Here is a 14,542-nt window from a genome sequence, read left to right as displayed (position 1 = left end):
CCTGCTAATCACGCCTCGATGATCAGATTCCCTTGCGCGTCGACGGCCAGGCGCTGTCCTGGTGCGAGAAGACAAGTGGAATCCTGTTGCTCGATGACCAAAGGTCCCTCAAGCTCGGTGCCGGCGGCAAGGTCCGTGCGTTCGAATACCGGAAGGTCGACGAAACTATTGGTATCGGGGAAATAGGCCTGCCGACAGTCGCGGGGCTCCGGGCCGCCCGCATGAGCCGTCGTAGCCGGCGGTTTGAACTGCATTTTCGGCATCGGCCCGATCGAGAGCAGCCTGAGAGTGACCAGCTCTGCCTCTTCCCCTGGCGCGGCGACGCCGTAAGTCGCCTCATGGACCTGGTCGAAGCTTCGCCGCACAGCCTGTAGATCGTCCGTGCCGGTCAGCTCCTGCGGTACTTCGATGGTCAATTGGTAACCCTGATGGGCATAGCGCACTTCCATTTGCGCCTGCAGCACAATCTCTTCCGGAGGAAAGCCTTCTTCCGCAGCGTCCTGAAATGCCCGTTCCTTTAGGTTTAGGAAGCGCGCATTTATGTCACCAATATCGACGCTCGACAGACGCTTCAGGTAGCTCTGCCGATAAATGTGACGGACGTCGGCCAGCAGCAAACCCATAGCGCAGGCCACCCCTGGAAAAGCCGGGATCACCACGCGAGGAATGCCAAGCTCCCGAGCCAGTTCCGCGGCGTGCAGAGGTCCCGCGCCGCCGAACGCGACGAGGACAAAATTCCGCGGATCGCCGCCCTTCTCGGTGATCTTGAGCCGAAGTCCGCCGGCCATGTGTGCGTTCACAACACGGCGCACGCCCAGAGCTGCATGGATTGCGTCGAGATTGAGCTGCTCTCCTAGCGTGGCGAGCGTTTGTTGCGCTAGGTCGAACGTTCCGGCGAGTCTGCCGCCGAGGAAGCGCGTCGGATCGAGATAGCCGAGAAGGACGTTCGCATCAGTAACCGTCGGGCGCGTTCCCCCCAGGTCGTAGCAAGCTGGTCCTGGATTCGCTCCCGCACTCTCCGGCCCGACCTTGAGCAAGCCGTCTTCCCCCAGCGCCGCAATGCCTCCCCCGCCGGCACCGAGCGTCGTGATTTCGAGCATGGGTGTCCCAACTTCCTGCCCCGCCACATGCCCGTGGTTCACTGTCGTCGGCTTCCCATTGACAATGAGGCTGATATCGGTACTGGTCCCGCCCATGTCGAAATTGACGATGTTGCGCTGACCGATGACCCGGCCGAGTTCAGCGGCAAAGGTGACGCCGGCTGCGGGGCCGGAAAGCAGCGTCTCGTTTGGATAGCGGGCTGCTACGTTGATGCGCATGAGTCCGCCGTTCGATTGCATTATGAACAGCCGGTTGACATTTACCCGGCTGTGGCTCATGCGGCTCGATAAATCCCTGAAATAGGCCTCGACCACAGGTCCGACATAGGCATCGAGGACCGTCGTGGACAAACGCGGAAATTCGCGGATCACCGGCATGACCTCGCTCGAAAGTGACACCCGGCAGCCGGGAAGCTCCTCCTTCAGAATCTGCGCCGTTTCTTGCTCGTGCACGTCGGACATGAAGCAGAACAGGAAGCAGATCGCGACCGCGCTCACGCCTTGCGCGTTAAGGGCGCGCGCTGCGCTGCGCACGGCCTCGGCGTCCAGCGGACGCGAGATATGTCCATCGAAACTGATCCGCTCCGGAATCTCAAATGTGAGAGCAAGGGGTACCAGCATCGGCGCCTTCTGGTATCGCGGATCTATCAGGTCGGCACCGCGTGGGCGTGTCCCTGCTCGCGCCAGATAGATGGCGCTGAAGCCCTCGGTAATCAGAAGACCCGCCTTTACGCCCTTTTGCTCCAGCAGCGCGTTTGTCGCAACGGTCGTTCCATGCGCCAGCATGTCGAGAGCATCGAGCGTCACGCCGGTGCGCTGCTCGAAGAACTCCAAGGCGGCTACGATCGCGTCGGCCGGTGTTTCCGGCGTCGAAGGAACCTTGTGGATAACTACTTCTCCGGTGATCGTTTCCACGGCGGCGAGGTCGGTGAAGGTGCCACCTGTATCGACTCCTACCCTCCAGGACATCGTTTCGTTCCTCCATTCTGGGTGAGTTACTCCGGGGTCAGCGGTCTATTATTTTGAGCTGGCTGCTTTCATCGCGCGGGATGATCAAACCGACATCTCCGGATGGACTCGGATATCCGCACTGATAGTAGGTCAAGCCAAGTTTCTCCGGAAGCGCGAATACGGCTTTTGGTTGTAGGGGCTTATCCGGGGAGCCAACGCCCTCAATCGGGACTTTTAGGGCAGATTTCTCTTAATTTTGACGCACGTCTTCGCTGTTCAACGCTTTCGCAACCTCCCGTATGATCGGGTGCTTCGGTGGCAGATTTTGGATGCTGTGAGCGCCGCTTTTCGATCATCCTACGCTTGATCTTTTCCCTTTCCGGCAGAATCGTTTAACGACGTACAAGCGCCGAGGTTGAAGGGTGCGGGTCAATGACCAGGGAACGACGACCTTCATCCTATGGAAGCAGAGGAACTGCGCGCCGAACCCGGTTTGACTTTCCCTCAGCTTTTTGTCTTGCAGCGCATACTCCTCATGCCACTAGACCAAGCGAGGATTGTCGTGGTCTTCCTCCCGCGCGGGCCAGAGATGGCAGGCTACCTGGTACAACCGCTTGTCCCCCGGTAACAGCGGTTCTGTCCGGCTGCAAATGGTCATCGCCTGGGCGCATCGCGGTTGGTAGCGACAGCCAGTCGGCGAATTGATTGGACTGGGTGGTTCTTCGTCCAGCACCTTTTCCTCGCTAGCATCAGAGCCGAAGGCGATGCGGGCGGAGGCCAACAAAGCCTGGGTGTAGGGATGCCGCGGCGAGTCGTAGATCTCCTCCACCGTCCCCATTTCCACGATTCGGCCAAGATACATCACAGCGATTCGGTCGCAGATATGGGCGGCCGCTGCCATATCGTGCGAGATCATGAGATAGCTGACGCCGTGTTGCGTCTGCAGGTCCTTGAGCAGCGTCAGGATCTGGCTGCGTACGGATACGTCGAGCGATGAGAGCGGCTCGTCGAGCACGACCAAAGCGGCGCGCACGGCAAGCGTGCGAGCGATCGCAATCCTCTGTTGCTGACCGCCGCTGAACTGGTGCGGAAAGCGGTCGACGAGCGACGGGTCGATCCCGACCTGTTCCAACGCCTCGGCAACCCTTGCGTGGATCGCAAGCCGAGGAACGCGGCTCGCAATCAGTGGCTCCCCGACGATCTCGCCGATCCGCATGCGCGGACTGAGGGAGCTTTGCGGGTCCTGGAAGACTGCCTGAACCGATCGCCGATAGTCGCGCCGCTCGGAACGGCTCAGGCGCCGCAGATCCACGCCGTGGAACAGTACCGCGCCTTCGGTCGGGCGGTCGAGATCCAGAAGCAGGCGCGCCGTCGTCGTCTTCCCGCACCCGGATTCGCCGATGAGTCCCAGTGTCTCCCCCTCGCCGATATCGAAGCTGACTTCGTCTAGAGCCTTGATGCTCCGTCGCCCGGAGCCGCCAAATAGGCCACCGCTGGAGAGCGGAAAATCGCGGCTCAGCCCCATTGCCGATAGGAGGATCGGTGCGACGGTCATTGTGCCTCCGCAGTCGCGTGAAGCCAGCAGGCAACTCGATGCTCCGTCGCCAGCCATGTTTCGGGAGGCGCCTCTTGCCGGCAGAGATCGAGCGCCTTCGGGCATCGCGGCGCGAAGGGACATCCGGCGAAGGATTCCACAGTTGCAGGAGGCTGCCCTGGTATCCAAGACAGACGCTCTGCGCGATTCTCGATCGTCGGCAGGGCCTTGAGCAGCAGTTCGGTATAGGGATGCGCGGGCGCCCGGAACAGCGTGCTGACCGGAGCCTCCTCGACGATCCGTCCCCCATACATGACGGCGGCCCGGTTACAAACTCGGGCAATAACCCCGAGGTCGTGGGTGACGAAAAGGATCGCCAAGCCGGTCCGCTGCTGAATGCTTTTCAACAGACGCAGGAAATTTGCCTGGACCGTAACATCCAGCGAGGTCGTCGGCTCATCGGCGATGAGAAGCCGCGGATTGCCCGCGAGGGCGATTGCGGCAACGACCCGCTGGCGCATGCCGCCGCTAAATTGGTGGGGATAGTTCCGCAGGCGCGTTTCAGCAGCCGGGATGTGAAGTTGGCGCAGCAATTCAACTGCCCGGTGTGCGATTTGGTCGCGTGGGCCGATCCGATGCAATCGCAGTGTCTCCATGAGCTGGTTTCCGATCGTGAAGACAGGGTTCAGCGAGGTTAGGGGATCCTGCAGGATCATTGTCATTGAGCTTCCCCGCAGGCGCCGAAAGTCGCGCGCTCCGAGGGTGGCGAGATCCTGTCCGGAAAAGAAGACCCGCCCGCCGGAAATTCGCCCCGCCGCAGAAGGAACGAGGCCGAGCACGGCGAGCGAAGTGACGGTCTTTCCGCTGCCGGATTCGCCCAGCAGGCCCAACGTCTCGCCCTCCCGGATGGTAAAGGACACGCCCTTGACCACTGTGATCGGACCGGAATCCGTCCGAAACTCCACCCTGAGATCATCGACTTCGAGAAGCGGCGCGTCTTCCGTTTTTGCGGCTTGGGCAAGCTCGGCTCCACCCGCAGGTGAGGCTTCAGGATGGCGGTTAGTCGGCATAATGCGTTGCGGCCCCTTGTGCGAAGCAAATCCCGAGTTCACGATAGGTTCAACTTGTCCGGCAGGCGTGTACCAAGATTGCTCGTAGCCGGTAATCCATATCATTCACCCTGTCTTGCGACTTGGGGCGTGCAGTTGAATGCCCGCTCAGCGGCAGTCGAGAGGGATCAGGCTGGGCCATACGGCTGAACTCGCCTTTGCCGATAGTGTCCCTTGAGATGATCCGCGGCCTGGTATCACACCATTCATCGACGTCCCAATGGGATATCAACGGCCAACTGAGCCCGCGCAACGGCACACCTGACCCTCACGTCGGAAACCTCATCGTCGCAGTGCCCGCGAGGGCATGCTACCGCGACGGCGCGTCTCCCCTCGACCATGCTAATTCGCCCCTCGAACTTGGGGATCCGTGGAGCCATTCGCCGCACCTGGGACAGCGCAACAAGCCACTCATATCATCATTAGGAATGCTCTTGAGTCAATTCGCTCCGCTCGTGAACCGGCGATACTTCGTCGGTTGACCTCCTTCAGGACAGGCTCCGGGCCCAGCGCGAGCAGAAGACGGTGGCATGGCGGGGATGTCTTTCGACGCCTCAACGCCAAGCGGACGCGGTGACCATTTTACAGCCGCCGGAAACGATGCAGAATAAATAGAACAATCTCTAAAACTCGCGGAACAGACGCCCGAAACCCTCGATCCGATCATCGACCCCGCAACGCCGCAGGGCATGCCAGACGATGGCCTGGAGCGCGGTGACCACCGTCATGCCCAACTCCTTCTCCAAGGGATCGATCGCCTCCGCCACCGCCCAATGCGGGCAGGGCAGCCACAACGTGTCGGCCTGAGGGTTTTCGCGCTTCAACGCATGTCCCAAGGCGAGCGCGGTGTCGGTTGGAATCTGGCCGAGTTCCACCGCCGTCCGGTCAGCACCCTTGGTGCCGGCCCGCTCGAAGCCATAATGATCGATATAGTCAAGGAACATCTGATCGTGCTGCGGGCTGAACGGATGCCCGACGGCAATATGCCGGGCGCCGACATTCTGCAGCGCATCAATCTGGGCGGTTATGCTGGTCGTGACCGGAACGCCGATCTTCGCCTCGGTGTCGCTGATCAGCGCGTTGACATTGTCGAACCCGCGGGACAGATTGATCGGCACACCACCGAGCACCACGAGGTTGACGCCCGCGAGTGCCAAATCCCTAGCCGCGCGCAGGCTCATTTCATAGCTGCGATCGATCTCTTCCTTGTTCATCTCGACGATCGCCAGGGTGTGCAATACCAGGGTGATCCCCTTGGGCACAATCATATAAAATTCGTACGGAACCACCTCCGTTGCCGCCGGCGGCGACGTGTAACCGATGCGCGCCCGATATCCATACATTCCGTTTTCCTCGTTGCAGGCAGCGGCTCTCACCGCAACTCCCGTGTCTTTGGGTCCAATTCGTCTCGAAGCCAGTCGCCGACTAGGTTGATCGACATGACCAGGGTCACGAGCACCAGGCCGGGAAAGAAGGAAAGCCACCATGCCGTCGTGATATAGCTTCGGCCGTCGGCAATCAGCGCGCCCCAGGAGGGGGTGGGCGGCGGCACGCCGACGCCGAGGAAGCTCAGCGATGCCTCGACGACGATCACCCAGGCGACCTGGAGGGTGGCAAGCACCACGAGCGGGTTTACGACGTTCGGAAAAATGTGGCGCAGGAGGATTCGCGGGGCTGAGCAGCCGGCGATGCGCGCCAGGGCAACGAATTCGCGCTCCTTCCAGGTGAGGGTCTCGCCTCTAATCAGCCGCGCGAAACGCGCCCACATGATCAACCCGAGCACGATGATCAGATTGGAGAAGCTGGGCCCCACCGTCACGGCGAAGACAAGCGCCACGAGAATGATCGGGAACGAAAGCATCGCATCCGTCGTCCGCATGATGACGGCATCGACCCATCCGCCAAAATAGCCGGAGACGAGCCCGAGCAGAGTGCCAATCAATCCCGCCACGGTCACCGATATGACGCCGGTCAGCATCGAAATTCGCGTACCCAGTATAATCCGGCTCAGATTGTCTCGCCCCAACCGGTCGGTCCCGAGAGGATAGATGGACTGGCCACCTTCGCTCCAGAACGGCGGCAGCAGACGGCTGGATAGCGAAGTCTCGTAGGGCGAGTGCGGCATGATCCAATCGGCCGTGATCGCGACGGCGACGAACAAACCGAAAACGGTCAGCGCGACGACCGGCATGCCTCGCGTCCAGCTTTTCCGCAACCGTTGCGAGATCCCCATGATCTTGGTCAAGCTCATGATAAACTCAGCGAATCCGGATGCGCGGGTCGAGATAGGAGTACAGGAAGTCAACCAACAGGTTGGCCGCGAGCGTAATGACCGCGATCAACAGGACGACTCCCTGAACGACGGGATAGTCGCGCCATTGCACGGCCTCGAAGGCCAGGCGGCCGATGCCGGGCCAGGCGAAGACGGTTTCGACCACGATTGCGCCGGAGATCATGATTCCGAAATAGAAGCCGATGAAGGTGATGACCGGAATGAGGGCGTTTGGCAGGGCATGCTTCCAGGCGATTCTAACCTCCGAAAGGCCTTTGATCCGGGCGAACCGAACATAGTCACTCTCGAGGGTCTCGATCATCGAGCCGCGCAGGAGGCGCATGATTCCAGCGAGCATGAAGCCGAACAAGCCGAGCGCCGCCGACGGAAGGACAAGATGCTCCCATCCGCCTTCGCGTCCTGCCGGCAGCAGCCGGAGCTGAACCGCGAAGATCGAGATCAGGACAATTCCGGCCCAGAACGTGGGGACCGATTGGCCGAACAGCACCAAGAACCGTCCCAACAGGTCCCACGGGCCGTCGCGGCGCATGGCCGCGAGGATTCCCAGTGGCACGCCTGCCAGGATGGCGAGAGCAATGGACGCCCCAACCAGGAGCAGCGTGCTCGGTAGGCGGTCCATCAATAGTTTGGTGACGGGCAGTCTGGTCCGGATCGACGTGCCGAGATCACCTTGCACCAAGTCCGCAAGAAAGGCGAAGTACTGGATCGGCAACGGTTTATCGAGCGCCAACTCGTGCGCTAACTCCGCGCGCATCTCCGGCGTGGCGTCGATTGGCAGCATCATGTCGATCGGGCTGCCGGTGAGCCGAACCATGCCAAACACAAACAGGCTAATGATGATTAGCGTGATGATGCTCTGTAGCAGCCGTCCCAGCAGGTAGCGTTTCATGGCGGAATTCCCGAGGCGGGATCTGCGCCGGATCCTCGCCCGAAATCCGGCGCAGGTCTATGCGAGCACGACGAGAAGCTTATGCCCGGTGCCGGCTCATTGTGCGGGCACGGCGGTCTTCAATGTCGGCGTAATATAGCCTCGGAAGGTGCCCACTTCGACGTTGTCGATTTGGTTGCCGTAAGCCCAAATGGCGCCGACGGCATCTATGAGAGGTATCCCCCGGTAACTCTGGTAAAGAGTGTGATAGGCAGCGGAGACAGCACTCGCGAGATCCTCCACGGTTGTCGCGGCCATTGCGTCGGCATAGAGCGGATCGATTTCTCCCGGTGCGGCCATATGCACCACGCCGCCCTCATTCAACCACCAGATTCGCAGATCGTCGCTGCCGTTCAACCGACCCGTCGAGGCAAATATGCTCGCTTGCCCGACCAGTTCCTTCGGAACGGGGCGGGCTACATAGAGCGGTCGGAAGGCGCCAAAATCGGTCGGAATAATCCTCGTCCGAACGCCGATGGCTTCCCAATATCCGGCGACAGCTTCTGCCGTCTGCTGATGCAGCGTGAAGCCCGAAACAGGCATGGAGAAAAGAGTTATCTCGAAGCCGTCCGGATAGCCGGCTTCGCTGAGCAGACGCTTTGCCTCCTCGGGATCGAACGGATAGGGCGCCAAATCCTTCGGATAACCGATCGAAAGCGTCGCGATCGGAAAGCTGGCAGCCGACCGTCCGCGCCCGTTAAAAAAGGCTGCCAACAGCTCGTCGCGGTTGATGGCGAGGTTCAGGGCCTTGCGAACGCGCACATCGGATGTCGGCATCGATTTATCGGAATAGGTGCCGTAGAGGTGCACTCGGATCGATGAGAATTGCGGGTCCGCGATGATCTTGAACCCTTTCTGTTCGATCCCTGAAGCGGAATCCACCGATATGTCGGCAATGTCCGCCTGCTCCGACTGCAACATGGCCGCCCGTGTCGCTTCCTCGGGAACGAGCAAGAGCGAAAGGCGGTCGAACTTCGGCGGTGTCGACCAGTAGTTCTTGTTGGCCTCGAATTCGACGACGTCGCCGACCTTGTGCCCGACGAATTTCCAGGCGCCCGTTCCGACCGGATGTTGAGCAAAAGCCTCCCAGCCGACCCGCTCGATAAAAGCCTTCGGGAGGACAATCCCTTCCATCCCGGCCTGATTCGACAAGTCATAGGGCAAGGTCGGCCAAGGCGACGCCAGTTCGAGGCGCACCTTGTACGGACCGATGGCTTTCACGTCTGCGATCTTCTTCCGAAATTGGGGCGCACGCGACGACCTGGATCGCTCGCTCGCAAATGTCAGTAGTGTGAAGCGAACGTCCTCTGCGGTCATCGGCGAACCGTCGTGGAAGGTCACGTCGTTCCGCAGATCGAGCTCCCAGGCCTTCCCGTCATCGACCTGACTCCACGTGGTTGCAAGCGAGGGCCGCAATTCGCCCTCCGGCGTCAATTCCGTCAACCAGTCCCAGAGCGGGCCGCCAACGCCTAGCGCAGAGACGATCGAGGTCAAGGTCGGGTCGAGGTTTTCCTCCCCGAAGGTTGACACCGCATAGCGCAGCGTAGCCGCTCGGGCATCACCCTGCGGAACCGCAATGAGGAACCACAAGAGCAGGACAGCCAAACCTTGAACAATTGTGATCTTTTTTTTCACCACATTCCTCCCATTTATTGCGCATCACGACAAAATTGCACGCAGATTTGCGCTCCTGTCCGTTTGCACGATGCGTCATGGTAATTTAGCGCATCATGACAAAATTGCACTCAGATATGCTCTCCCGTCCGTTTGCGGGATGCATCATGCTACTGTCACTCCAACCGACCCCATTGGGATTGCCCACTCCCTCAGATGGTCTCGAATATCCGCACCGATAGTAAGTCAGCTCCGGATGGTTGTTGCCGTGGCGGCGGCAAACAAGATGGCCCATATCGCTTGGGCTATCATGAGACGCAGGACGATCTAAGTGCCTTCATCGGCCCAATCTTCAGCGGCGGCGGTAGACCGCCAAGTGCATCGGCACCTCGAGCGGCGGGTTGCCACTGCCTGCCACCAGGCGGTCGTCCATGTCGAGCTCGACCAGCTCTACGTCTTGGGTCACCAAGCCGAGCGTCTTGCGCCGCGTGATCAGGACCCGCTCCGCGTCCGGGATACGAGCGGAGACATGGCCGAAGCCTTCCACGATCCTAAAATGTGTCAGCACCCGGCAAGCGCTGAGCAGTTCTGCGCGTAGCTCAGGCGACGAAGCGAATGTCATGGGGATCTCTCAGGGATGTTGATTCAATGCATGGCCCTGCCGCCATCGACGTTGATCGTCTGTCCGGTGATGAAGTCGCTGGCCGCGGAGGCAAGGAACATCACCGTGCCAACCAGATCCTCTGGATATTGCGGCCGGCCGAGCGCCCGCCCTTCCGCCGCAGTGCCCAGATAGTTGTCCGATGACGAGGCAATCTGAGTGTTGCTCAAGGTCAGGCCCGGCGTCACGGCGTTGACGGTGATTCCATATTCGCCGACTTCGCGGGCAAGCGCGCGGGTCAAGCCGACGACGCCCGCTTTCGAGGCGGTGTAGTGAAGCCGGTTGGGGGTGCCCTCCCAGATTCGAGCTGAGGAAATGTTGATGATTTTGCCGCCACCCTGTTCGCGCATCGCCGGAAAAACGGCTCGGCAGCAAAGGAACACGCCGCGCAGATTGACCGCCATGACGCGATCCCATTCTTCGATCGGAATCTCCAGCCACGAGGCGCGCGGAAGGGCGCTCATCAATGAGGCGTTATTGACCAGCACGTCGATAGAGCCGAAGCGCTCCAGCGTGGCCTCAGCCATGGCGCGCACGGAGTCCGTGTCGGAGACATCGGTCGAAACGGCGATCGCCTCGCCACCTTTCGCCGCAATATCGCGGGCCGTGGCTTCGGCGGTGTCTCTATCGATGTCGGCGGCAACAACGCGGGCGCCGGCCTGCGCGAATTCTTGCGCATAGACCTTGCCGATGCCCTTGCCGCCGCCGGTGACGATCACCGTGCGCTCGCTCAGATCAAAGCGTTGGTTGGTTATCGCTGTCATCGCTTGAGACGGCTAAACCGACTTTTCGTCAAGGATCCTTACCCGCCGCGGCAAACGCCGCTCCTCGGGGCTGAAGTCGGTGCGGGCGTGAAGCGTGCACCGAATGTCCCAGACGAGCAGGCCGCCGGATGGTCTGCGTAAGATATTGATTTTAATACTGGACCGGGCCACCAGCATGAGCCTTTTGAATCAGCCTCTGTATAAGCCTTTGAACGTAGTCTGACTTATCAGGGCTTGCAATCACTACTCCACCATCCCGCAAAGTTCCGGATTGTCTACCGTCAGGGGCGTGCTATTTCGGTGGTGAGGCGCGCCGCCGTGGGAGATAGAAGATCATAAGGCACGGCCGGCAAGTCGACCGACAAGCCAGTGCGCGCAAAACAGGTCGATCAGGGAAAGCCCTGTGCGCGCCGGTTCGCGCCATGACGGCGCATTCTCCAGCCGTGACAGCGTTGATTGGGACATCAGGTCATCACCCATCTCGGCCAAGCGCCCGCAGGCCAACTTGAACGCCGGATCAAAACGCAGCACATCAAGGTCGTCGCAATCCTCGTAACTACAGGCGATGGCGAACATTCGAGCCCGGTTCATGTCGACGGGAGTAAGGCTCGTGCTCGCAGGAGCGCGTTTGTCTGTCAGCCAGGAGGCAAGAAAGTCGGAAAGGCCCAGACGGCTCTCAATCTGGCGCACCAAGATCACGCCGCCGTCGCACGATGAGCGGCCGCCGTCGAAATGGGTGGACAATTCCTTGCTCTCGACAGGTGACAAGCCGAGCAGATACGCGATAGTCTCGTTCACAGTGAGCCGGGGATTTTTCTGTTGCCGAATGATCTTGTTTGGACACAAATCATATCGAATCTCAATGGGTTAGTTACACTTACCGCCCAATTTGAGCGGCCTCATGGATCATTCCTGCTAAGAGGAGACAAAATTGAAGCGGGTCAACTTCATTGATACGACTTTGCGTGATGGTCAGCAGAGTCTCTGGGCCATGAACATGCGCACGGGCATGATGCTCCCCGCTCTTGCCGACATGGACGCGGCCGGATTTGAGGCGATGGAATTCTTTGTGCCGATCGTTCAAATGAAGAAGATGATTCGGGACCTTGGGGAAAACCCTTGGCAATGGCTGAAGTTGGGGACAGCCGGCGTCCGAAAGACACCGCTCAGACTTCATGGAGGGTACAAGGGTGGTTTTTCGAAAGTTCCTGAATCAGTAAGTAAACTTTTGATTCAGAAAGTGATTGATTGTGGAATTACCACCTTGCGCCAATCCAACTCCTGGAATGACTTCGACGAGATGAAGGATGAGGTGGAAGGGGTGCGGAAAATGGGGATGGCTGCGGTCGTCAACCTCATCTACTCGGTCTCTCCTCGCCACACTGACGAGTACTTTGTGGCACGGGCAAGAGCCGCGGCGGCACTGAAGCCCTACCGGATTTGCTTTAAGGACGTGGGCGGTTTGCTGACACCCGAACGCATACGTGAATTACTTCCGAAAATACAACGAGCCGTTGGCGACATTACCCTTGAGTTTCATTGTCACTGCAATAACGGCTTGGGACCGCTAAACGTTCTAGAGGTAGTAAGACAAGGCATCACGCATGTTCACACCGCGATCCCACCTCTCGCGCAGGGTTCGTCCAATCCATCTGTATTCAATGTAGAGAAGAACCTACGGGCACTTGGATACAGTCCGGAAGTAAACGTTTCGGTACTGAAGTCGGTTGAAGAGCATTTTACCTATATTGCGAAGCGGGAAAATTTTCCGATAGGTGCACCGTTTGAGTACGACCAGACCCAATATCTCCATCAAATTCCCGGTGGCATGATCTCTAACCTTCGTTATCAGCTTAGGAAGGTCGGCATGGAGCATCGCCTGGAAGAGACTTTGGAGGAAGCGGCACAGGTGCGGGCGGACTTTGGTTATCCAATTATGGTGACGCCACTTTCTCAGTTCGTTGGTAGTCAGGCTGGTATCAATGTCATGGTTGGGGAGCGTTACAAAGAGGTGACCGACGAGGTGATCCAGTATGCGCTGGGCCACTGGGGCAAGGAAGCTGTCGAAGTCATGGATAAGGACGTGCGGGCTAAGATTCTCAATCGCGCAAGAGCGGAAAAGCTCGCGAAGTGGAAACCGCCAACTTTGTCGCTTAAGGAAGTACGGAAACGATATGGTGAAAACCTCACCGATGAAGAGCTGATCTTGCGAACGTATATAGACGAGGAGGCCGTAAATATAGCAAGAAGCGCGTCGCCTCCTCAGCCGTATCTTAGCTCACGACAGCCGTTAGTACAATTGGTTCAGGAACTGACGCAACGTAAGGATAAGGGCTACATTTCCATACAAGGATGCGATTTTTCCCTGACACTCAATACGGCAAAGACACTTGGCCCCTGAACGCCGGGGGCTGAATGGGACGGGAAGACAGAACAAAGAGGTAATGATCAATGCACATTCAGGCTATTGATGCGCACGTGCACCTGAGCGACGAGCGCTCTATCAAGGCTCGTGGTGTCCGAGCGCAACAGATGGCGAAATATTTCCGCAGGGAAAGTTCCGTGGTTTCGGTCGATGAAATGGCTGATCAGTACCGCGAGCGAAAGATGATGGCCGTGCTCGTCAACACGCGAGATGATTCAATCACGGGACTTAGCCCGGTGCCCAATGATCATATCGCCGACGCTGTGAAAAAGCACCCGGATGTCTTTCTTGGTTTCGGTGCGATCGACCCATGGCAGGGTAAGTTAGCGCAAGATGAAATCAAACGCTGTAAAGAAGAGCTCGGCCTTCACGGCATCGGGGAGCTCAACCCTGCTCGACAGCAGTTCTTTCCGAACGAACAGCGTTTTTATCCACTCTGGGATGAAGCGCAGAGGCAGAAATTACCCGTGATGTTCCACAGCGGAATGGCAGGGGCGGGGGCGGGAACGCCAGGAGGCATGGGCTTCAAGTTGAAGTACACACAGCCAATCCATCTTGATGACGTGGCGGCCGACTTTCCGGAGCTGAAAATAATTTGTGCGCATCCTTCATGGCCATGGACGTCGGAAAGCTTGGCCATTGCCAGGCACAAGAGCAATTTCTTTATCGATCTCTCAGGGTGGGCACCGAAATATTTTCCCCAAGAGTTGGTGCAAAACGTCAACACGCTTCTTCAGGATAAGGCGCTTTTTGGATCTGACTGGCCAGTGCTGAGCGTTGACCGCTGGATGAAGGAGTTCAGCGAACTTGAGATCAAGCCAGAAGTGCGACAGAAGGTTCTTCTGGATAATGCGAAAAATCTATTTGGCTTAAATCTGTGAGTGTGTGCGAGTCCCCTGACGCGCTATTCTTGATTCTTTGGGGCGAAGGATTTGGATCTCTGGGCTTGGGACAAAGGTGTGACGGCTGGACTTCTCAGAGCCCGTTTGAGAATGGGGATTGAACGAACCCGCTTTCGAGCGTGTGAAGGAATCGGCGTTTTGTACATGGCTGCAGTGGTCTGGGCAGGGCGTTGTTGGTTTTGATGTCGCCGAATGTGTGTCCGCGGCCGGCTTAGGTGGTCGCGGTGCGCAGGCGATGGGCCGCCATCAGGTTATGGGCGA

The 14,542-nt window shown here is 58.9% G+C and carries 11 protein-coding genes and 1 pseudogene; 2 read left to right on the top strand and 10 right to left on the bottom strand.

Translation table 11 applies throughout. The features are described from left to right. Positions 1-8 precede the first annotated feature (8 nt). The 10 genes and pseudogenes from Q8P46_03860 to Q8P46_03815 form a co-directional block, all read right to left on the bottom strand. A complete protein-coding gene (locus Q8P46_03860; GenBank protein ID MDP2619299.1) occupies positions 9-2,069 on the bottom strand; it encodes a hydantoinase/oxoprolinase family protein in 2,061 nt (686 codons plus the stop codon). Positions 2,070-2,592: 523 nt separating this feature from the next. Further along, on the bottom strand, positions 2,593-3,606 hold the full coding sequence (locus Q8P46_03855) for an ABC transporter ATP-binding protein (protein ID MDP2619298.1): 1,014 nt from the start codon (positions 3,604-3,606) through the stop codon (positions 2,593-2,595). Then, entirely contained in the window at positions 3,603-4,760 is a 1,158-nt protein-coding gene (locus Q8P46_03850) for an ABC transporter ATP-binding protein (protein MDP2619297.1), read from the bottom strand. The genes Q8P46_03855 and Q8P46_03850 overlap by 4 nt, the downstream gene beginning before the upstream one ends. 557 nt (positions 4,761-5,317) lie before the next feature. Further along, complete coding sequence (locus Q8P46_03845) at positions 5,318-6,037, bottom strand: hypothetical protein (GenBank protein MDP2619296.1); 720 nt, start codon at positions 6,035-6,037, stop codon at positions 5,318-5,320. Between the two features lie 29 nt (positions 6,038-6,066). Then, on the bottom strand, positions 6,067-6,945 hold the full coding sequence (locus tag Q8P46_03840) for an ABC transporter permease (GenBank protein ID MDP2619295.1): 879 nt from the start codon (positions 6,943-6,945) through the stop codon (positions 6,067-6,069). A gap of 7 nt (positions 6,946-6,952) precedes the next feature. After that, complete coding sequence (locus Q8P46_03835; protein ID MDP2619294.1) at positions 6,953-7,876, bottom strand: ABC transporter permease; 924 nt, start codon at positions 7,874-7,876, stop codon at positions 6,953-6,955. Between the two features lie 96 nt (positions 7,877-7,972). After that, positions 7,973-9,550 (bottom strand): ABC transporter substrate-binding protein, encoded by a 1,578-nt coding sequence (locus tag Q8P46_03830; GenBank protein ID MDP2619293.1) that lies wholly within the window; start codon positions 9,548-9,550, stop codon positions 7,973-7,975. 331 nt (positions 9,551-9,881) lie between these two features. Further along, positions 9,882-10,151, bottom strand: coding sequence for a class II aldolase/adducin family protein (locus Q8P46_03825; GenBank protein MDP2619292.1), 270 nt, complete (start codon positions 10,149-10,151; stop codon positions 9,882-9,884). Between the two features lie 23 nt (positions 10,152-10,174). Further along, positions 10,175-10,954 carry a 3-oxoacyl-ACP reductase family protein gene (locus Q8P46_03820; protein ID MDP2619291.1) on the bottom strand — a complete coding sequence of 260 codons (780 nt, stop codon included), beginning with the start codon at positions 10,952-10,954 and terminating at the stop codon, positions 10,175-10,177. Positions 10,955-11,332: 378 nt separating this feature from the next. Further along, positions 11,333-11,812 (bottom strand): annotated as a pseudogene (locus Q8P46_03815) (transposase). Positions 11,813-11,885: 73 nt separating this feature from the next. On the opposite strand from Q8P46_03815, the gene Q8P46_03810 reads away from it, so the two are divergent. Both Q8P46_03810 and Q8P46_03805 read left to right on the top strand, forming a co-directional pair. Next, on the top strand, positions 11,886-13,355 hold the full coding sequence (locus Q8P46_03810) for a hypothetical protein (protein MDP2619290.1): 1,470 nt from the start codon (positions 11,886-11,888) through the stop codon (positions 13,353-13,355). Between the two features lie 50 nt (positions 13,356-13,405). After that, positions 13,406-14,260, top strand: a complete 855-nt coding sequence (locus tag Q8P46_03805) for an amidohydrolase family protein (protein MDP2619289.1) — start codon at positions 13,406-13,408, stop codon at positions 14,258-14,260. Positions 14,261-14,542: the final 282 nt, after the last annotated feature.

Source organism: Hyphomicrobiales bacterium (assembly GCA_030688605.1).
Taxonomy (GTDB): domain Bacteria; phylum Pseudomonadota; class Alphaproteobacteria; order Rhizobiales; family NORP267; genus JAUYJB01.
This window is presented reverse-complemented; position numbering and strand designations above follow the sequence as displayed.